The sequence below is a fragment of the Methanothermobacter sp. genome (assembly GCF_030055425.1).
Classification (GTDB): Archaea; Methanobacteriota; Methanobacteria; order Methanobacteriales; family Methanothermobacteraceae; genus Methanothermobacter.
Map to the genome: position 1 here is coordinate 62,248 of NZ_JASFYE010000001.1, position 20,721 is coordinate 82,968.

A 20,721-nucleotide genomic window follows, 5' to 3' on the forward strand; every position below is an offset into this window, starting at 1 on the left:
TTAATCCTCTTCCACAAGGTGTTCTTCAAGCTGTGACCTTATATCAGGGGGTATTGGCTTTTTCCTCTGTTCAATGAAATCGTAGTGGACCAGGACAGCCTTACCCTTTGCCTTTAGTTCACCGTCCTGCCATGCCTCGTGGCCTATGGTGAAGGATGAGTTTCCTATGTGTGTTATGTAGCTTCTTATCTCCACGTCACTCCCATAGTACATCTGTGCAAGGAAGTCGAATTCTGTCCTTACAAGGATGAGTTTCCACTTCTCATAGCTGAGGTCAAGGTCGGGTGTGAACATCCTGAAGATGGGGTTCCTTCCCTTCTCAAACCAGACCGCCAGGACAGTGTTGTTAACGTGTCTGAGACCATCTATATCCCCAAAACGTGGTGTCACCGTGATTCTGAACATTCTATCAGCCGCTAGAATGGTGTGTAGACAACTGCCAGTATCCTTGCATCATTTTTCCCTGCTGCGTGGAGGTGGTGGGGTACAACAGAGTCATAGTATATGCTGTCCCCTTCACCGAGCCTGTACTTCTCCTGTCCATAGATGACCTCTATTTCACCCTCCAGGACGTATATGAACTCCTCCCCCTCATGGGATGATAGTTCGAAGTCGTCGCTGTGGAGTTCAACGTCGATCAGGAACGGCTCCATGTGCCTGTCGCTTTTGCCGGCACCGAGGGAGTGGAAGTTGAGGTTGCTTGTATCTGCACTCTCCTCATAGCCTGAGAAGTGTATGACCCTCTGGGTTTTTCCCTTTCTGACTATAACCGGCTCATCCTGAACCCTGTCATCAAGGAGTGTGCCGAGCCTCACTCCAAGTGTCCTTGAGATCTTTATGAGGGGTGTGAGTGATGGTAGAATGTCTCCCTCCTCTATTTTCTTGATGAGTTCCCTATTAACTCCACTTCTTTCTGCAAGTTCCTCCAGTGTGATGTTCTGGTTATCCCTGAGCTGTTTTATTCTTTCTCCCACAGTGTTTGCTGGCACGTGATCACCTTAAAATATGGTCATATGTATCTATTTCTAAAATTTCAGTTTAAAAAAATTGCTGTTTAAAAGTGTTCATGAACATAATCTGGCTGTGGATTACTGATCCTGGTTCTGGTCCATGCTGGCCGGCGCTGTTCTGTTTGTTCTGTTATCAGTATAGAATATGACCTCTGTCTCATTGGTTGTGTTGTTGGTGACGTTCATTATGTGTTTCCTCAGGACTACCGGCTGGAAATCAGGGTTTCCTATGGGTTCTATCTTCTCATCGGAGGGAAGGATGTCTGTGGGGAATTCAACTGCAAAGGATGGTTTTATGAAGATGCATACTGTGGATGAGAAGCCATATGCAACAAGAGCTATCATGAGCACTGCAAAGAGCCTTCCCTTTTTTGTTGAGTTCAATGAAACACCTCTTACTGTTTTTCTCATTTTTCTGATATTTTAATGTTGGCATGGCATTCGGAAAGAGGTTACCGGCATCCTTATATAGTCAGGTTTATTATATGGGTATCAAAAAAAGGAGTGTGATAATGAATGTTAAATTCTGGTGATACAGCCTGGATGCTGATATCAACGGCCCTGGTAATCCTGATGACCATACCAGGCGTTGCAATGTTCTATTCAGGCCTCACAAAACGGGAAAATGTTCTCAATACAATTTTTCTATCGTTTGTATCCTTTGGCGTGGTCAGTCTGCTGTGGTTTCTATTTGGCTATGGCCTTATCTTTGGAGGCGACATTTCAGGGATAATAGGGAGCCAGATCAGCAGCATAAGTCTTACAGCCCTTAAATCAGCGTCAGAGTATGCTCCCACAATTCCAGGGGGCCTTTTTGCAATTTTCCAGATGACATTTGCTGCCATAACCGTTGCCCTGATATCAGGTGCTGTGGTTGAGAGGATCAGATTTTCATCATGGATCATCTTCATTCCCCTCTGGTTCACATTCATATACGTGCCTGTGGCCCACTGGGTATGGGGCGGTGGATTTCTGCAGAGCCTCGGTGTCTATGATTTTGCAGGGGGAATAGTGGTGCACCTTACAAGTGGTATTGCTGCACTTGCACTTGCACTGGTCATCGGGCCAAGGTATGACCAGAAACTGATGCCACACCACCTTGGATACTCGGTGATAGGCACCGGTCTTCTATGGTTTGGATGGTTCGGATTCAACGCAGGTTCAGCCCTTTCAGCAGGTAACCTTGCCACAGATGCAATGATTGTAACAAACACCTCTGCTGCAGCAGGTATGCTCGGCTGGATGCTGATGGACAGAATTAAAACCGGAAAACCAACCCTTCTCGGAGCCCTTTCAGTGCAGTTGCAGGCCTTGCATCAATAACCCCTGCAGCTGGCTTCGTGGATATAGGTGCATCTATTTTCATTGGGTTTCTGGCCGCCGTGATCTGTTACCTTGCTGTGTCCTGGCTCAAGCCCCTCCTCGGGTATGATGACGCCCTGGATGTTTTCGGAATTCACGGAGTCTCAGGTGTTATAGGAACAATAGGGGTGGGCCTCTTTGCAATACCATCACTTAATCCCGCCCTCAGTGGTGGTGGCCTCATAACAGGAAGCACCACACTGTTCACAAGTCAGGTTATCGGTGTTGTTACTGTGGTCATCTACACCTTCACAGTTACATACATTCTTGCCAGCCTGCTTAAGAAATGGAGAGGGCTTCGTGTTGAAAGGGAGGATGAGATTCAGGGTCTCGACATAAACCTCCATGAGGAAACCGGTTACAGACTGACATAATCAGTGATTTAAATATGGGCAAGAGAATATACATAAAGGAGATTTCACAGAGAGGTGAAGATCAATGAAGAGGATCACAGCCATTATCAGAAGAGAGAAACTTGAGGATGTAAAGGATGCCCTGGAACTGGTTGGAATTCACGGAATGACCGTCTCAGATGTGAGGGGAAGGGGCCAGCAGATGGGTATCCGTGAGAGTTACCGTGGTATGGATTACTGCGTTGACCTGATCCCAAAGGTCCAGATTGAAGTGGTGGTTGACTCAGAGGACCTTGAAAAGGTGATTGAAACAGTAACCGAAAACGCAAGAACAGGAGATATTGGAGACGGAAAAATCTTCATAACTGATGTGCTTGATGTTGTGAGGATAAGAACCGGTGAAAGGGGGAAAAAGGCCATATAATGGATCAAAAATCATATAAAACCCCTTTTTAAGGATAATGAGAGAAAAGGGGGGAAAGGCTGTCCAGTGACCAATTAATCCAGAATTCAGCCCCCTTGATATTTATTTAACATTTTTCTGTAAGTTACATTCTTATTTGAACTTATTTTAGTTTCACCCACTTTACCTGAAATTTTAACCGAAATCTTTATATATGAGCACGATCTAAGTGATAGTGTCGGAAGTTGATTTCCGCCTTCCGGTATTGAAGTATAAGATTGTGAAAAAACAGAATAATAACAACAACTATATGGAGGATGACTCTGATGGACGCGGTTTTAAACTCCGGTGACACAGCCTGGATGCTGATATCAACGGCCCTCGTGATGCTCATGACAGTTCCAGGCGTGGCACTATTCTATGGGGGTTTAACAAAAAAGGAGAACGTGCTCAACACGATGTTCCTGTCACTGATAGCCTTCGCAGTGACAAGCCTCATATGGGTGCTCTACGGCTATCAGTTTGCATTTGGGGCAGACATAATGGGACTCATAGGAAGTCCGGCGAACCTATTCATGAACGGCATAGGTGTCGATAAACTCGCAGAACTCGCACCCACGATACCAGACTTCCTTTACATAACCTTTCAGCTAACATTCGCTGCAATAACAGTTGCACTCATATCAGGTGCGATAGTGGAGAGAATGAAATTCTCAGCATGGCTGGCATTCGTTGCACTCTGGGTGAGCCTGGTATATGTACCGGTGGCCCACTGGGTATGGGGCGGCGGATTCCTTGCCCAGCTGGGTGCCCTTGACTTTGCAGGGGGTACAGTGGTCCACATAAACTCAGGTGTGGCTGCACTCGCACTGGTATACCTCCTTGGTAAGAGGAAGGATACAAGGCTGCTACCACATAACCTTGGGTACTCAGTGATAGGCGCTGCGCTCCTGTGGTTCGGATGGTTCGGCTTCAACGCAGGTTCAGCCCTCACAGCAGGGGGACTGGCAGCATCAGCATTCATTGTGACCAACACTGCTGCAGCAGCAGGTATGCTATCATGGGTGATAATAGACTACCTCAAAACAGGTAAACCCACAGTTCTCGGTGGCATATCAGGTGCAGTCGCAGGGCTCGTGGCAATAACACCAGCGGCGGGCTTTGTGACGGTCCCAGCAGCAATAATCATAGGCCTCGTCACAAGTGCCATATCATACTTCGCAATATCCTACCTCAAACCAAAGGTTGGATACGACGACGCACTTGACGTATTCGGGATACACGGAATGTCAGGTATATGGGGATCAGTGGCAACAGGTATCTTCGCAGCACCATTCATAAATGAACTGGGAACAGGCCTCATCTACGGAAACCCCGGTCAGATGACAGCACAGGTGATAGGAGTTGTCATTGTGGCTATCTACTCCTTCATAGTTACACTGGTGATAGGAAAGCTCCTGGACCTCACAGTGGGCCTCAGGGTAACTGAGAAGGAGGAAATAGAGGGACTTGACACCCACCTCCACGAGGAGACAGGATACAGAATATAGGGGTGATAGGATGAAAGAGATAGTTGCCATCATAAGACCCGAGAAACTCGAGGAAGTTAAAAATGCCCTTGAAGAGGTAGGGTGCCATGGGATGACAGTGACCGAGGTAAGGGGCCGCGGGAGACAGCTTGGTATAACCGAGAGCTACCGTGGAAGGGACTACAGGATAGACCTCATACCAAAGACAAAGATTGAGATAGTGGTGAACGACGAGGACCTTGATAGGGTCGTTGATACGATAGTGAAAAGCGCCCAGACCGGTGACATAGGCGATGGAAAGATATTCATATCTGGAGTTGAAGAGGTTGTGAGGATAAGAACAGGCGAAAGCGGTGAAAAGGCGGTTTAAAATCACAAATTTTTGTTTTTTTTAATATTTTTTAAATTTTATCTTTATGAACTACTGATTTTTTCTCTGACTCGATCAATTAACTATTAATAATATAGATGCTATACCCCTACTCAGAGAAAAGAGGAGTTGGGGGTTCTTGAAGGGTCAGATAATGCTCATAACACTCATAATGTCAGTATTCCTTCTTGGATGCGCATCTGCAGATGTAAAAAACAACACAACTGTGAACACCACATTAGCAAACCAGTCAGCAGTAGAACCACTTGCAATAGGTGTTAGTTTATCTGTAAACCCCACAAACCTTAACCTAGGGACAATAGAGCCTGATGGAATAGAAAGGGAGTATTATACTGCCACCAATGTAGCCATAAAAACAGGTGGTGGGAGACTGAGAGTTTCTGTAAGGGCCAGCGGCGACCTCATAAGTATCAACAACAGTTCAAACATCATACCCCTCTCAAATCTGAAATACAGCATAAAATATGATAGTCCATATGGGCCAATCCAGGTTCCGAAAAGAAGTTTTACAACCACCTCTTATACTATATGGACATACGTGGGCGCTGTTAATGTAGTGATTCCAATTAATTACTACTTAACCGTACCCCTCTACACGGACCCCGGCACATACAGAGTCATCATAACCTACGTGGCAGTTTAAACTAAAATTAATCAATTGAAGGGGATTTACCATCCCCTATCCTGCATTCTACCCTCTTCAGGGATTTCACTGATTTCAAGTCCCCTCATGGCTGTGCCAAGGCCCCTTGAAACATCCGCTATGACCTCAGGTTCGTCGTAGTGGGCTGTGGCCTCAACAATGGCCCTCGCATATCCCTCAGGGTTATCTGACTTGAATATACCTGAACCAACAAACACGCCGTCGGCACCAAGCTGCATCATGAGTGCTGCGTCTGCTGGTGTTGCGACACCACCCGCTGCGAAGTTGACCACCGGGAGCTTTCCAAGACGGGCTGTTTCCCTTACAAGTTCAAGGGGAGCCTCAATCTTCCTTGCGAATTCCCAGAGTTCCTCTTCCTCCTTGTTCTGGATCTCCCTGATCTCACTCATCATTATCCTCATGTGCCTCACGGCTTCAACGATGTTACCAGTTCCAGGTTCCCCCTTGGTCCTTATCATTGCCGCGCCCTCATCTATCCTCCTGAGGGCCTCGCCAAGGTTTCTTGCACCGCACACAAATGGGACAGTGAACTTCTTCTTATCTATGTGGAAGCGTTCATCTGCAGGGGTTAGAACCTCGCTCTCATCTATCATATCGACCCCCAGGGCCTCAAGGACCTGGGCCTCAACGAAGTGTCCTATCCTGACCTTGGCCATCACAGGTATGGACACTGCGTCCATTATCTCCTGGACCTTGTTGGGATCAGCCATCCTTGCAACTCCTCCAGAGGCCCTTATATCAGCGGGTACCTTCTCAAGGGCCATTACAGCGACTGCACCTGAGTCCTCTGCAATTGCAGCCTGTTCAGCATTGACAACGTCCATTATAACGCCGCCCTTGGTCATCTTTGCAAATCCCTTCTTGAGTACTTCTGTACCATGCAGCATGATCAATCTCCTCCTGTTAGAATAAACAGCATATTTATATCTGAAAACCAACTGTTAAATATCTTGCCCGGGTTGCCGCTCCCGAAAATATTTAAGATGATGAATCATAACATAAGCAGAGGATGATGAATCATAGCTAAAACAGCAGGTTTTTCGTGATAAAAATGGTGGCAGGAACATTCACAGGGTCTGTGATTTACTCACATGCTGTACCCGCAATTCTTGGATTCACAGGAATGATACTCATATGTAACGGTATGATGGATGATAAGAGGGACCAGGTGCTTGCAGGTCTCGGTCTATTCTTTGCAGCAGGGCTGCTTCCATTCATCATACTGCCCCTGATTCTCGGTATCTGAAACCATTCCATTGGGAAGCGATTCCCTTAAATTTTTCCCTCAAGCTTTCTTGTTGCCATGAGAGATGCGAAGTTTCCAGCAGCCTCAGGATCAGAAGCCCTCCTCATATGGACGTAGGCAGCCATGTATGTATCCCCAAGCCCGGTTGGGTCAAGTTCCCTTTCTGCAGTAACAGCCATTATCCTTATGAGGGACCCTTTATGGGATATCAGGGAGCCCCGGGGTCCACAGGTTACTATGACCTCAGCGCAGTGTTCACTGAGTGTTCCAAGAGCCCCCATAATGTCACTGGAAACTGTTCGAAGTTCGTTGATGTCAAGAAAAGCTCCGTTCCCTGCCCCCAGGACACGCGGAATTTCCTTATTGAACTTGAGTCTGACCATGTCTCCAGCAAGGTATCTCAGGTAGCCCTGAAGTCCTGTGTAGAGTCTGTGCATTTTTCCCAGGAACTCCAGCGTCTCCACTGGTATGTCTGAGGGCAGAAGAGGACCTGCAAGGACGGCGGTCCACTCCTTCCCTGCAATTGTTTCAATATCCCCAATTTCAATGGGGTTACTGGCAAAATTGGACCTCTGAATTCTCCTTGAGGTATCCCCGTTATCATAGATATTTTCAAATTCAACCGTTGAGTCCCTGTAAAGTGGTATTATGTTTGTATTGGACGGGAATTCGCAGAGAAGGTGCCTGTCAGCCTCTGACAGGGTTACAAGTGCCGTGTGGTCAACCCCAAGGTGTGAGAGTAGCCGGGAATAGTAGTAAACGGCTCCGCCCACCCGGCACTCTGTCCAGTTCCTCCTCACTATACGATCCCTGCTAACAGGACCGATAAGGAGGTACCTTTCTGTGTTCACCCGGGCCTCACCATCCCCTCATGGAGAGCCCTTCCAACAAGAACCTTCCCCACACCCATTGCCTCAAGTTCAGGTATCTCACTGGGTAGAACGCCGCCGCCGGGTATAATCCTCCTGATAATCGGCCTGAAGAGTTCAAGGAGTTTCCTGTTGAACCCTGAGGATGTGCCAACCGCCCCCAGGTCAAGGAGTATGACATCAGACTCATAGCCGAGGAGGAGGTCCCTGAATTCTTCAAGTTCAAGGTCAATGTTCTCTGAGTGGAGCTTCATGTCCTTAACATCCACGCTCACAACGGTCCTCTCGGGTGGGTAGGTTTTAAGGATGTATTCAAGTTCCTCTGTACTCTCAAGGGTCTCTGTCGCGGCAACAACCCTTGATGCAAACTGGAGCATGAATCGGAATGTCTCCCTGTTTTTTACCCCTGCGTCTAGGGTGACCGGCAGCACATGGTTAACCCTTCCTGTGAGATCAAGATTGGATCCTGTGCCCTCAATGGCGTCAAGGTCGGCTATGTAGATTGACCGCGCCCCGGCTGCCCTCAGGGAGAGTGCCATGTTCACAGGGTCGGGGGATGACGAGAACACCGTCTTGAGGGGCCTGTAATTTTCACGTTCACCTGATTTACCGGCTACCGCTATACCTCCCCTCAGATCAATAACAGGTATGACTTCAATCATATGGATACCTCTAAGAAGAAGTGAAATATCAGAACTCAGTTTGGGTTTGAGATATTTAAAGTTTTCAGAGAAAATGGGAATGGTAAGCCACCATGAACCATTATCATCTAAAGTTTTCAGAAAAACCAAAAATGGGAACGGATAAACTATCTGAACCATCACCATCAAACTTTCCAGAAAAAACTGAAAATTAGAAGATAAGCTACCCCTGAACCATTATCAGCTTACCCGTCTTGGGATCCCTGTAAACGGTTCCCATCTCAACGTATCCCTGACCAGAACCGGAACTGGTCTCGGGAGTGTTGTTGAGTTCCTGGCCCTTCTGAACCTCAACTGCCCTTTTCATTGCCTCCATGGTTTCCTGACGCTCCTGTGGGGTCATGTCAGCGAATACAACATTCTGCATGTTCCATGAGAGTACCAGGAATATGAGGAAACCCACAGACAGGACCAGCATGGCATCAACCAGGTTTGCACTTCCGGCCATCGGGTCCTCTTCATTTTGATCCGACAGGAGCCTTCGCCGGCGTCTGAGCGGCATTATCCATCACCTCCAGCACTGCCTCGGCCATGGTCTCAAGGTTTGAGAGGTACTCCTCATACCATCTGCGCCTGACCTTTGAGATTACGTAGGCTATACCCCCTGATGCGAGGCCCACGACTGTTGTGTCAAAGGCTATGATGATGGCCTGTGCCAGTGTATTTATATCCCCTGCACCGAGGGCTGCCAGGCCGGGCCCCATGGGTATGAGTGTCCCCATGAGACCAAGGGTTGGTCCGAGCCTCGTCACGATGTCCGTCTTCTCGAGGCTCTTTGCAGCCCTGAGCTCCTCGTTCTCTATGAGTTTCCTTGCAAGGGCCTCCCTTGATTTGGGTCCCAGTTCTGAAGTTTCCGCAATATTTGTAAGGACCTCCTTCTGGCTCTGCGGTATCTCCATTGAATTTACAACCTCAATTATCCTCTCAGGGGTTCCTGGATTGGAAATTGACTTTATAGCTGATTCCAGTTCCCTGATTTCAGTCCTTATTCTTCCAGAGTACTCTGACATTAGCCCGCCAAGGGTTATTATTGCATAGACCATGAATAACAGGAGCCCTGCTATAACAGGTATTAGGAGACTCTGGGAGACAACGTGTAGTGCGCCGCTCAGTATTTCACTGCCGGGTACTGCAACCATATCATATCACCTCTCCTTATTCTATGAAAGTGCTCTTTCTCTTGTTAAGGTAAATTCCAAGTCCCATAAGCGCCAGTGTCCCCAGCACAACATATATTATGGTGTTTATGCCTGGAACCGTCAGTGGCGTCATCTTCATGCTCATGGCGCTGTTCACATTTGGAAGCACAATGGCAGCTGTCAGGAAGTAGAGACCGGCAAAAAGCATGAAGTTGCCCAGCAGAACAGGGTAGGGTTTGTTGATTGCTGATGCAACTCCATTGGCGAATACATAGAATAACGCTATGAAGGCTGCCAGAATTATCCCGGAATATTTGCCGATTGTGATTGCTGATACACCGATTATGGGTGACACAAGTATTATGCTGACTATCACCGCCCCGAAGCAGCAGGGACAGGGCGCCACCATTGCAACGCATGCAGTCTTTGCTGTATCCCTCCTGTGTTCCTTCCACTCACGGAGAGTGTGCACACCGGCAAATATGAGGATAGATGCCATTATGATTGTTATCAGTGAACTGTAGGTGTTGAAGAAGCCCTGAATCGAGTTCATGTAGGCATTTGCAAGTGCCGAGAGGCCATATATACCCAGACCGTAACCCGCAGTTATCAGGGCGGCCATCTTCCTTGATAGCCCCGCAAAACCCATTGCCAGTCCAATCTTCACGCCGAATATCAGTAAAACCGATAGGATTCCCGCCTGCCACAGTAGGTTTGCCATGTCCATGTTCCACACCTTCTCTTTTCAACTTTATAATAATTACTATATAAATTAAATTATTACTATTCTGCAGTATTAAACCAGTATTTTAATACCAGATTTCTTATTACTATTAGCCCCCTATGAGTAATAATTCATTCAAACAATTTTTATTAAAATTAAACTAAATCTGATATTTAATGTTTTCTAAAAAATAAATTATGGTGGGCCTACCTCCTTCCAGGTCCAAGGAAGTATCCCACACCCACAAGTACCAGTATGGCAACTATGCCCGCCACTCCATATAACGGGAACTCTGTTCTCTGATTAACCGCTGAAGGTGTCTCCTTCACCTCATAGGATTTCTGCTGACCGGCCTCTTCACCGGCTGAATCCTGTGAAGATGCTGAAACAGCTGCCTGGGAAGCCGCAGCGGTTCTTCCAGCAGAACCATCAGCGGTGGTTCTTCCAGAGGATCCTCCACCAGTGGCTGAAGGGCCTGAAGGACCTGTCGTGGGCCCTGTGGATGGATTCTCACCTGGATTCACATCACCGGATGGTTCAGGTGCAAACACCGACGCCCCTGTTGCCGCGTAGAGGGCTGCAGTGAATTTTTTCCTGAGATCAGAGGACATGTACTGGCTGATCCACTTCATCAGTTCCCTGTCACCGCAGACTGACCCTGAACATGAAACACCATTCTCAGCAACGTAATTTCCAAGGCACTCTGCGATGAATGCAAGCTGCTCACTCCTGGCATTCCACTGGCCCCTGTTTGCCATCTCGGCAAAGTGTGCCAGTATGTCCATGGCAGCGTAGGGGTTCTTTGAATAGGCTGTCTTCAGTCCGAGATTGTATTTATCTGCAACCACAGCGTCATAGTACTCATCCCAGAAGCCACTGTCAAGGAGTTCAGGCACCGTGTATTCCCATCCCACCAGGTGGGATGTATACTTTGCTATGGTCCTTGGCCCCTGATACCCCTCATTCATGATTGCCCTGATCCACTCGGGATTCAGGTACCTTGTTCTGTATTCAATGGCTATGAACTGCTTCAGTGACATGACCCTGGGATTGCCTGGGTTTGCATATCTCAGTACGTAGAGTTCCGGGGCCCTTCCATTGTTCATCATCTCGATGGCCATTGAAAGACCGCCGAAGTAGTCGAAGTAGTCGTCGTTATCAACAACCCCATACAGGTTGGTGTTTCTGCTGTGGTAGGCCGTCTGAATACCCCTGAGGAGTTCCTTAAAGGTTTCGGGCATTGAAACGCCCCAGGAACGTTCACTGTATGCATGGCTCATTCTGTTGAAGTAGATGTCTGCAAGTTCGCTTCTGTCGTTCCAGGTCCATGATACCTCTGTACCCTTACTGACACCTGCACCGTAATCACCAACAGGCGGCGCGAAGATCCTTGTTATGGCGATTTCACCTGCATCCGTGGCGTTAAGACCAGCCTGCATGTACCTAAGGGTATCATTGATCCAGTGGAGTGCAATGTAGTTGGTTGTTAGGGGCTCGCTTCCCCTGAAGTTTGTATACTTGGCATCCACAAGTGTCTGCAGCACATGGTCAAGTGAGGTTTTAAGTGACGGATAGGACGCGACGATCTCAGTGTATGAAGCGGCAAGGGCAATCCTGTAGGCCCTGTCCATGTTGATGAGGAGCCTCGGGAACAGGTCCCTGAAGAGTCCGCTTGTTGTTACAATCGGATCCACCCTGGGCCTTTCTGTGAAGTTTGAAAGTCCAGATGCAGATCTTACTGCATTGATATCTGCGAGTAGCTGTGACAGTGGTGTCGCCTTAAGGTTGGAAGCCGACCCCGTGGATGACCATGTTGGCTCCACACCCATCAGCCTCAGCACAAATGAGACCATGGTACCGTCGTCACGCACCGTCTCAACACACCAGACAACCGCTGCCACCTTCTCAGGTATCCTGTCAAACTGTGCAAGTGCCATGTCAGCCAGGCGTTTACCCAGATTCCATGCTGTCTTTGTTGGCATCAGGTTCTCTGATACCGCATAGAAGTTGTTGCCTGTTGGAAGAGCTGAGGGGTTCCTTACAGGGTCATTTCCTGGTCTTGGTGTTATAAATCCGCCGTTCAGTGCATCGAGAAGTGAGTTCATCTCTGAACTGAAGCTCTGACTTATCAGTGCTGCGTACTCACGTGCCCTGTTGAGAAGCTCAATTACCTGTGAATTGTTTGTAAGGTCCGCTGGTGGTGTGCCACCCATGACCTGGAGTACCCAGCTTATGGTGATATTGTTGAGCTCCTCTGCCTGCAGTGCCGTGAGGTTGTCAAAGTTCCATCCCTTCAGAGATGCTATGAGCCTCTGCAGTGAGGGACTTGATGGGCCGCCATCAGAGGATACCATTGCAGCTGCAAGGAGGGCTATCTCCTCATCGGTCCACCTTAACCCGAAGGTATGGAGACCAACAGGCATGAGTGTCTGCTGGAGGACCACAAGGTAATCCTCAACCCTTTCAATGTCCTCTGCAGTGAAGTTATCTGGACTGATACCAATCTCTGCGGCTATGTTGAGCTTTATGACCATGTTCCTTATTGAATTGAAGTACTCCTGTTTTAGTGGGCTTGCATCGGGTGTCTTTGTATAATCGTCAATGAGGGCTCTGAGTTCTGAGAGGTCTCCGTAAAGCTGTGTTGTCTTCATTGGGGGTGTGAGGTGGTCCACTATAACCGCATAGCCCCTCCTCTTGGACTGTATGCCTTCACCAACACCGTCCATGATGTAGATGTAGACTGAGGGCTTTGTACTGACACATATCTGTGAGAAGTCAAAGTTGCTGAGTGCGACCTGCTTTCTTGGAAGCCACTCGTATGTTGCATGTCTTCCTATGTGGACCTGGGCATCCGCATTGAACACCGTGTTAACCCATGCATACCATGCAAGGTACTGGTGTGGTGGTGCCACGACCGTGCTGTGGTAGAGTTTATCAACGTCTGCCTCCCATCCCCGCTGGGGTTCAGGGCCAATGAAAACGTTGCCAAATATTATACCTGGTATGACTATGTACTTTCTGCCGTTTCTCTCCACTGTCATGACATTACCTGGCGGGGCGCCCCATCCATTGAACCCAGGGACTGCCAGGCTCTGGAATTCATTTTTGAAGTTATAGAACATGCTCCACGGCGCATCTGTGCTCTGACCTGTCCTTGCATTGTTGAGAACTGCCTTCAGTGCTTCTGTCATGTTTCTTATTAGAACTGATGCCTGCTGTGCCTTCTCAGGGTAGGTGTTTGCAAGTGACATCATCTCAGAGGACCACTTATCAAGGGTATTGAGGGCTGCGGTGTATGCGGTGTCACTGGAAACGTAGCTGAGCGCTAGCTTAACCATCTCCTCAATGTAACCCACGGGGCCCTCCACGACCTGTTTTCTTGCAATCGGGTTCAGGGTCTGGAACCATGCATAGTATTCCTCTGCATCCCAGAGGATGATTGAGGTTTTATTTGCAAGTTTCTCCAGTTCCCCCGGTGCCCATGTTGCAACGTTTATTCCCCTCTCGGTGAGGAGCTTCACAAGGTCTTCTGCACTCTGAGGAAAACCTGAAACAGTGTACCCTGAGCTCTGGAGTGCCCTTAGTATTTCAACGAGAGTTTCAGGTACGTTGAGGTAACTGGCACCTATGTTACCCTTACCCGGCGGGTAATTGTAGTAGATGAGTGCTATTCTTTTCTGGGAGTTTGCCAGGTATCTGAGCCTGACCCAGTTGCTGATTCGCTGTACCAGGTAGTTCATCTGTTCATCTATCGGTGTGTATGCGACTATCTCAACCCCTGTTATACTGTCAATACTCTTTGCTGGTGCGGCAACGAATATGGGCTCTATTATCCCCTGGGTCTCTGGAATGGCTATCTGGTAGTAGGTGTCACTCCAGAGAAGCCCGTCCTCTGATACTAACCATTCACCCTCTTCCCTCTTTGTTGATATCATTGCCCTGAAGACGGGTACATTCATTCTCTCAAGGAGAGCTGCGGTCTGATTCACGAAGCCAGACCCCAGTGTGAATGTTGTGAAACTCACAAGGGCGTCTATCCTGTACCTGTAGGCTGAGGGGTTGGCCTCATACTCCGCTGCTGTGATCACCCTTGATGGGTTTGCAGGGTCATAGACGAAGAACTTGACCATCGCCGAATAGATGTTGAGTGGCTGTGTACCGTTAACACCGGAATATGCCCCGACAACGGGTATCACATTCATTCCGCTTGCTGTGAGCCTGGCTATTATGCTGTCAAAGTGGGCCATATCCCCTGAAAGAAGAACGCTATCAAGGCCAGCTATTCCAATGGTGGGCCGTGATGCGTTGAGTGGGTATGCTGCAAGGTAATCAGCGAGGCTGGTAAAGACCCTGCCGTCGCGGTAGAGCATCTCCGCTGGAATGGTTATGGGTGCCGCTGGTTCCCATTCAGATGGCCAGGTGCCCCCATTCATCACCGTGAAGTTCTTAAGAAGCAGTTTGAACTGGTTTTCATAGTTCACGGTTCCCTTCTTTGCATAGTAGAGACCATAGGTCACCCAGGGTGCAAGCTGCGGGTACGTATTAACATAGGCCCTCAGGCGTGCCTCGTTGGAGTTTTTGAGGTCATAGAGGATAGTGTTCTTTGTATCTGTGTTACCGATAACCGAGGCATCTATACCCTGGAATATGCGTACACCGTTGATCTGTGACATGTTTGTGAGGTCCGGGTCACTTTCAAGGACAATGAATATCTTGTTTGGTCTGTTAGATGCAATTTCAGGGTAATCACGCATAACATTCCTGAAGTTACCTGAGTCAAAGAGCCACTCTGCGATAACGATATCCGCAGACTCAATGAGGCTTTTAAGTTCAGAGGGGTTCATCCTTGATATCTGTGTGGTGGTCCTTACCTCAAACCTGACCGTCCATGTTGACTTATTCTGTGGGTTGTATCCTGGCTGTGAGGGGTTTATGAGGTCCATGACCTTCTTTGCCGCATCATTGGTCATCTTGGAACTGGTTGACGAGTGTATGACAAGTACGACAGGATCCCTGATCTCCTGTGTGCTGTTCACTGTTAGGTTTCCGGGATCACCTCCTGCGGTGCTGTTATCTGCAGCTGCCACTGTCTGGCAGAGCATGATCATGAAGAGAACTGCTGTCAGTGTAAAGAGCTGTTTTCTCATGACTTTTCACCTCCTTTTATTTTTTTAAATTTACAGTAACCCCTCTGATTTATGTCATAAAAATAAATTATTATTACATTATACAGAATACTTTAAAAATAAATTATTACTTAACTTGAAATATTACTTAATTTAAATATCAATCGAGGAAAAGTAATAATCCTGCGAATAAAAAAATAAATAATTGGGGTGTTTATTTTCCTGCTCCGCCCCTGAGGAATCCGAAGGCCACAAGTCCAGCAGCCACAAGGACGCCCACGATACCATAGACGTACCATGAGGAGTCAGCGCCGCCGGAAGTGGAGGTTGCATTTGTAACCTCATAGGCCTTCTTACCCTCCACCGGAGAATCCTCTGAAACCTCAGATGCTGCACTCACATCAGCCGGTGAAGCACTGTAATCAACACCTGGTGTGTAACCTGCATGGCCTGCATTACCATGGGAACCTGAGGGTAAACCACCGCTTGAACCACCCGTGGAGCCACCTGTTGAACCACCAGGTATACCACCCTGGTTTCCGTTCTGACTTCCACCATTGTTCACAGGAATGAGGTCCTCAAGTGTCCTGTTTGCAGGTAGCCCCTTCACATAGGCGATGGGGTTCTGACCACCGGCACCTGAGAGGATCATCTGAAGTTCACTCTCAGTTATGTACCTCTCAGCGTCATAGGTTACGACAGGTCCTGAGATCAGATAACTTGGTGTTTCCCCCTTGTAGAGGCTTATGAAACCTGCTATCTGTTTTTCCCTCTTCGCATCGCTGGTGACGCAGTCGCTCACATCGAAACTCGGCCATTTGAAGTCAAGGACCACTGCCTTACCAACCTTGTTCTTGTTGTCCCATATCACAAGGATTCCCTCAATGTTACCTCCGTATGCATACTCATTCTCAGGGTCGTTCTCTGATCCAGGAACACGCAGGTTGAAGTAGGTTCCCTGTCCAGGTGAGACCCCAAGGCGGTAGACTATGGCGTCGTCCTTGCAGTAGATTGTGTTACCAAGGTATATGTAGTTCTCATCCTCCTTGAGGGGGTAGTTCTTGAATATGTACTCTGTTATCAGGTAACCTGGTGATACACCTGGACAAGCATGGTTGTGGAAGAGGAATGTCAGTATCTGGTCATATGGTGGGTCGTGTCTCCATGCGTTTGCTATGCTCTGTATGTTGAACCAGCCATCCTTTGCAAAGACCTTTGAGACCTTGTTGCTGAGCTGTGTGCTGTTCAGGGTTCTTGGTCCGATGTCATTCACAAATTTACCGTCTGATGCATTGCTTGCAATCAGCTGCCCGGTTGTTGGGTCATAGTAGATGTAGACCGCATCCATCGTCACTCCATCGTAGCCCCTGAGGACGAATGTGAACCAGAGCGGCTTCCAGAGAGGTCTGTGGACTGGAAGGAGTGTTGCCCTGCTTAGCCTTGAACCAAGAACATCGAATACTCCGTCCCAGGCGGCACTCATATCCTGACCGTTAACCCTTGAGTAACCGGCTGATGTGAGTACCACGAGGTCCCTGTCGTCCTTTTCAAGATTTATTCCTTTTTCTATGAGGAATAACTGTTTTGCAAGGTTGGCTGCGTCAGCACCGATCTTCCTGATCTGCTCGTATGTCAGGTTACCCCATGTGAAGGTTCCGTTTTCACGGGTTGCATTTGGAAGTCCAAGGCTATCTATGTATGCCATGTCAAGTCCATGGGCGATCTGTGGTGGAATCTGGTAGGTTATGTTGTTGACCTTATCTGTTACGTTGGCACCGTTTTCGCTTCCCAGGAGGTAGTAGTAGTGGGTCGCATTGAGGTTCTTAAGTTCCCTCACTATTGTCACAAGGGATGTTGGGTCCTGTTTCACCCTGGATATGAGCCATGCGTTGAATTCGAGTTCTGTTTTTTTGCCTGTCTGCTGCTGGAACTGTTTCCTGAGTGCCTCCTTGTCGAACTTCATCACTATGAGGTCACCCTTGAGGGTGTTGGGGTTCCACCTTATGAAGCCAACAAGGTTTGTGTCGGCACCTGTGGCCGTGGTGTTGAATCCGCTGTAGGATCCTCCCTTACCTGGTGTGGTGTCAAGGAACATCAGGAGTGCATCGTCATCTGAGTCCCCTGGGACACCCACTGTCACGTAACTTGTTATCTCACCTGGTGATCCAGGGTTGGTGAAGTCCATGACCGGTGGGTAGTACTTTAACAGTGTGAGGCTCATTGCATAACCGCTGATGGTACCGAGGCACATGTGACCATGGAATGCCGCGGCCCTGAGGAGATCAGATGGTGCACCCTGCATCCATGCGTTTGCAAGACTTGCAACAGGGAACGCGTAGTTTCCGTATTTGCTTACCAGAAGGTTCCAGTTTGCCTCAGTCATGTTTTTCAGAAGGTCGATTGTGTAAACTGGTTTTCCATTGACTGTTTTGATTACAACCGGTGATGTGCTTGCATTCTTGAAGTAAACACCCACCAGTGTGCTGCCTCTCTGTAGTATGAAGAATGTGTCCAGCGGGTCAACAGGTGACTTCCTTATTACAAGCAGGTTCCCCTTACCATAGGTTACACGGCCGCCTGCCTGGTTGAGTATTCCCTCAATGACATCCTCTGTGGTATCGTTCCTGTACTTGACAATACCTGCAGTTGTTATGACGAGGACGTTTCCCTGGGAGAAGTTCAGGATCTGGTCTGCCCTCCTGGTGATCTCTCTTCCCAGTTTGTAGGCGTCTGTGGCGTTCATTTTGAGTGAAAGCAGTGCGTAGTATTTGGTATCCAGTGGATTCACCGGGTTGGTTGATAGGGTGAATTCATGTACTAGGTCCCTGTAACCCGGTGCTGTTACCTTTATCCTGAATTTTGTGGTGTTTGTGACGTTCTGGTAATTGAAAATGATCTTTGTCCTGTTGGCTGCCGGGTCAAAGGTCCTTGTGAAGTTGATCTTTGATCCGTTTGCATCGGTGATACAGTTTATGTCGGGGTTGATGCGGGGGTTGTCGTCTGCAAATTCGTACTTTACATCCACCCCCACCTCACATGCTGTGTCTACTGCGCTCACTGAACCCGTCAGTGCGACAGCAACGAGAAGAGCAATGAAAACCATGAAATACTGTCTTCTCATAACATTTTTCACCTCCTTTAATTTCTGTAATGTTTAATAATGTACAGAATAAGTAGAAGTAATAACATATATAATTATTTTGTTAATACTTTAGGGGCAGATAAAAGGCAAAATGTAATACTTAATTTCAGTTAAAAAAAGAGGGGATTCATGGGAAGGTCCCATGAACTGATTGCTGGAGGGAAAATTTATTATCAAACACCATAATGGTGTTATAGTTAAAATTGCAAACCAGCCATATTTAATATTTTCTATTTTAATATTCATAATAATTATCTGGCCTGGACTGCCAGAATAGTAATAAAAGATAAGGTAATGCTTAAAAAAGTTCATGTGTCCCTGATTTGATCATAACAGAAACATCACGGGCACTTAAAAACAAGCACTGAGGTATTGTTAACCTTACCTGAAGGCAGCACAATACCCGCCCTTCTGAATCCCACCACATCCTCATCAGTCACGGGGGCATAGAGAATCGCCCTCATTCCTGTGTAAGTCCTGTATATAACCCTGGTATCAGGGTTCACATACCTGTGTATATTCCTGAAGACCCTCCTCTTGGGTTCTGCAAGGGCAGCCACCATAACAACGTCAAAGTCAAGACCCGCCAGTGCGGTCTCATCACCAGTGATCACATCCACATCTCCAGGTTCAAGTCTCTCTATCACACCACGGGATATATCAGCTATCTCAGGTTCAATCTCAACAACATGGACCCTCATACCATAGATATGTGCAAGGAGTATCCCTGTAAGTGGTAGTGGCCCTCCCCCAATGAATACAGCCATCTCCCCACTCCTGAATTTTCCAAGGGCAGCCTCATTCTTGAGGAGCTGGAGGTACCTTGGGTAGAAGTAGAATGATTCCAGGGTCTCCCATGGCGAATCTGAGTCTTTAACCTCCGCCGCCTTCTCCAGTTCAAGTCTCATGCCAAGGTTAACATAGAAGGTTCTTATGACCCTGAGCGCATGGTTCATCTCAGCATCGTCAAGTATGTGCCTGGCTGATTCAAAGTCAATGGATGAATCATGGGCTATCTCCTCGATCTCATCAAGGAGGGGTATGACCCTGGATGTATCCATCCTGTCGAAGTGGTGGTCCATCCCCTCAAGCCTGGATGCTATCCTCTTTATCTTATTCCAGTAGATGTAACAGCTCATGTGGGGTTCTCCATGATGTTAATTAATTAAACAGCAGTCTTTATAAGACTTCAGAGCATATATAATATGTGTATGGAATCATGTATTACTATGGAGCATATATACCCTTAAAAATTAATACTGAATGGTGGTTGATATTATTCTGGTTACCATTCCCCAGACAGAAAGTGAAATTGAATCCATAAGAAGATTCCTGTTTGACATGATCAGGCGGGAATTTGGCTACGGTTACATACCAGACTACCACAGGGATATCATGGAATTCAGGGAACACTACCTAAATCCACCAGGTAACACCTTCATCTCTGCCTCAGTGGGTGGAAAGGTAATCGGGACCCTGGGACTCCGCGCCTATGACCGTGAATTTGAGGGCCTCAGTTATGATCCAGATACAACAGCGGGTCTGTGGAGGGTCTTCGTGCATGAGGACTACAGGAGAAGGGGGGTTGCATCACTCCTTGTTGGTATCGCAGAGGCCCATGCAGCCAGAATGGGGTACAGGAGGATGTACCTCCATACGCACAAGCATGTGAGGGGTGCACTTGAATTCTGGCTCTCAATGGGTTACCGGGTGACCCTTGACACCGGGAACGAACTCAACACGGTCCACATGGAAAAACCCCTTAAAACTATTGGAAATCCAGATAAACTCAGCACAATCCACATGCAGAAACCCTTTAAAACCCACAGAGTACTTCAATACTGATGCCTGGAGTGGATATCAGGAAAATCTTATTTTGATTAGAAAAAGAGGAGGAACAGGGCATCAGATGACATTTTTTTTGAGCGAAAGGATTGTAGCTGGATGCCCTGTTGAGCTGGCTTACTCTGGTAAGCTAGGAGGAATTCATGCTCATATGATGGTTGGCATAGGATATATAAATACTTTTTGAAAGAAAATTATTACTTATATTTAAATGATC

General features: G+C 47.6%; 18 protein-coding genes and 1 pseudogene. 7 read left to right on the forward strand and 12 right to left on the reverse strand.

Going from position 1 to position 20,721, the window contains the following annotated elements; all coding sequences use genetic code 11:
• From QFX39_RS00365 to QFX39_RS00375, 3 genes are all read right to left on the reverse strand, one after another.
• Entirely contained in the window at positions 1-405 is a 405-nt protein-coding gene (locus QFX39_RS00365) for a thioesterase family protein (RefSeq protein ID WP_300476268.1), read from the reverse strand.
• An 11-nt stretch (positions 406-416) separates the two neighbouring features.
• Complete coding sequence (locus QFX39_RS00370; protein ID WP_300476269.1) at positions 417-989, reverse strand: XRE family transcriptional regulator; 573 nt, start codon at positions 987-989, stop codon at positions 417-419.
• Between the two features lie 99 nt (positions 990-1,088).
• A complete protein-coding gene (locus QFX39_RS00375; protein WP_300476272.1) occupies positions 1,089-1,394 on the reverse strand; it encodes a hypothetical protein in 306 nt (101 codons plus the stop codon).
• 132 nt (positions 1,395-1,526) lie between these two features.
• Between QFX39_RS00375 and QFX39_RS00380 the strand changes: the two are divergent.
• The 5 genes and pseudogenes from QFX39_RS00380 (at position 1,527) to QFX39_RS00400 (ending at position 5,691) form a co-directional block, all read left to right on the forward strand.
• Positions 1,527-2,746: pseudogene (locus QFX39_RS00380) on the forward strand (ammonium transporter).
• A 64-nt stretch (positions 2,747-2,810) separates the two neighbouring features.
• Complete coding sequence (locus QFX39_RS00385) at positions 2,811-3,149, forward strand: P-II family nitrogen regulator (protein ID WP_300476275.1); 339 nt, start codon at positions 2,811-2,813, stop codon at positions 3,147-3,149.
• 305 nt (positions 3,150-3,454) lie between these two features.
• Positions 3,455-4,678, forward strand: a complete 1,224-nt coding sequence (locus tag QFX39_RS00390; RefSeq protein ID WP_300476277.1) for an ammonium transporter — start codon at positions 3,455-3,457, stop codon at positions 4,676-4,678.
• A gap of 10 nt (positions 4,679-4,688) precedes the next feature.
• Entirely contained in the window at positions 4,689-5,027 is a 339-nt protein-coding gene (locus QFX39_RS00395; RefSeq protein WP_300476280.1) for a P-II family nitrogen regulator, read from the forward strand.
• 139 nt (positions 5,028-5,166) lie between these two features.
• Positions 5,167-5,691 carry a hypothetical protein gene (locus QFX39_RS00400; RefSeq protein ID WP_300476283.1) on the forward strand — a complete coding sequence of 175 codons (525 nt, stop codon included), beginning with the start codon at positions 5,167-5,169 and terminating at the stop codon, positions 5,689-5,691.
• 26 nt (positions 5,692-5,717) lie between these two features.
• Here QFX39_RS00400 and pdxS read toward each other — a convergent pair whose 3' ends face one another.
• On the reverse strand, positions 5,718-6,599 hold the full coding sequence (gene pdxS / locus QFX39_RS00405) for a pyridoxal 5'-phosphate synthase lyase subunit PdxS (protein ID WP_300476286.1): 882 nt from the start codon (positions 6,597-6,599) through the stop codon (positions 5,718-5,720).
• A 164-nt stretch (positions 6,600-6,763) separates the two neighbouring features.
• Between pdxS and QFX39_RS00410 the strand changes: the two genes are divergently transcribed.
• Entirely contained in the window at positions 6,764-6,958 is a 195-nt protein-coding gene (locus QFX39_RS00410) for a hypothetical protein (RefSeq protein ID WP_300477116.1), read from the forward strand.
• Positions 6,959-6,984: 26 nt separating this feature from the next.
• Here the strand turns inward: QFX39_RS00410 and QFX39_RS00415 are convergent, their stop codons facing one another.
• The 8 genes from QFX39_RS00415 to QFX39_RS00450 all read right to left on the reverse strand — a co-directional run bounded on the left by QFX39_RS00415 (position 6,985) and on the right by QFX39_RS00450 (position 19,798).
• Positions 6,985-7,809: a PfkB family carbohydrate kinase gene (locus QFX39_RS00415; protein WP_300476288.1), complete on the reverse strand. Its 825-nt coding sequence runs from the start codon at positions 7,807-7,809 to the stop codon at positions 6,985-6,987.
• Entirely contained in the window at positions 7,806-8,489 is a 684-nt protein-coding gene (locus tag QFX39_RS00420) for a HisA/HisF family protein (protein WP_300476290.1), read from the reverse strand. The genes QFX39_RS00415 and QFX39_RS00420 overlap by 4 nt, the downstream gene beginning before the upstream one ends.
• Positions 8,490-8,691: 202 nt before the next feature.
• Positions 8,692-9,030 carry a DUF2149 domain-containing protein gene (locus QFX39_RS00425; protein WP_237779774.1) on the reverse strand — a complete coding sequence of 113 codons (339 nt, stop codon included), beginning with the start codon at positions 9,028-9,030 and terminating at the stop codon, positions 8,692-8,694.
• Positions 8,987-9,667, reverse strand: coding sequence for a MotA/TolQ/ExbB proton channel family protein (locus QFX39_RS00430; protein WP_300476296.1), 681 nt, complete (start codon positions 9,665-9,667; stop codon positions 8,987-8,989). The genes QFX39_RS00425 and QFX39_RS00430 overlap by 44 nt, the downstream gene beginning before the upstream one ends.
• A gap of 16 nt (positions 9,668-9,683) precedes the next feature.
• Positions 9,684-10,394, reverse strand: coding sequence for a DUF2162 domain-containing protein (locus tag QFX39_RS00435; RefSeq protein WP_300476299.1), 711 nt, complete (start codon positions 10,392-10,394; stop codon positions 9,684-9,686).
• Positions 10,395-10,597: 203 nt separating this feature from the next.
• Positions 10,598-15,538 (reverse strand): cobaltochelatase subunit CobN, encoded by a 4,941-nt coding sequence (locus QFX39_RS00440; protein WP_300476302.1) that lies wholly within the window; start codon positions 15,536-15,538, stop codon positions 10,598-10,600.
• A gap of 193 nt (positions 15,539-15,731) precedes the next feature.
• Positions 15,732-18,638, reverse strand: coding sequence for an FmdE family protein (locus QFX39_RS00445; RefSeq protein ID WP_300476305.1), 2,907 nt, complete (start codon positions 18,636-18,638; stop codon positions 15,732-15,734).
• A gap of 362 nt (positions 18,639-19,000) precedes the next feature.
• Positions 19,001-19,798 (reverse strand): nicotianamine synthase family protein, encoded by a 798-nt coding sequence (locus QFX39_RS00450; RefSeq protein WP_300476308.1) that lies wholly within the window; start codon positions 19,796-19,798, stop codon positions 19,001-19,003.
• A 124-nt stretch (positions 19,799-19,922) separates the two neighbouring features.
• Between QFX39_RS00450 and QFX39_RS00455 the strand changes: the two genes are divergently transcribed.
• Positions 19,923-20,504, forward strand: coding sequence for a GNAT family N-acetyltransferase (locus QFX39_RS00455; protein ID WP_300476310.1), 582 nt, complete (start codon positions 19,923-19,925; stop codon positions 20,502-20,504).
• Positions 20,505-20,721 lie beyond the last annotated feature (217 nt).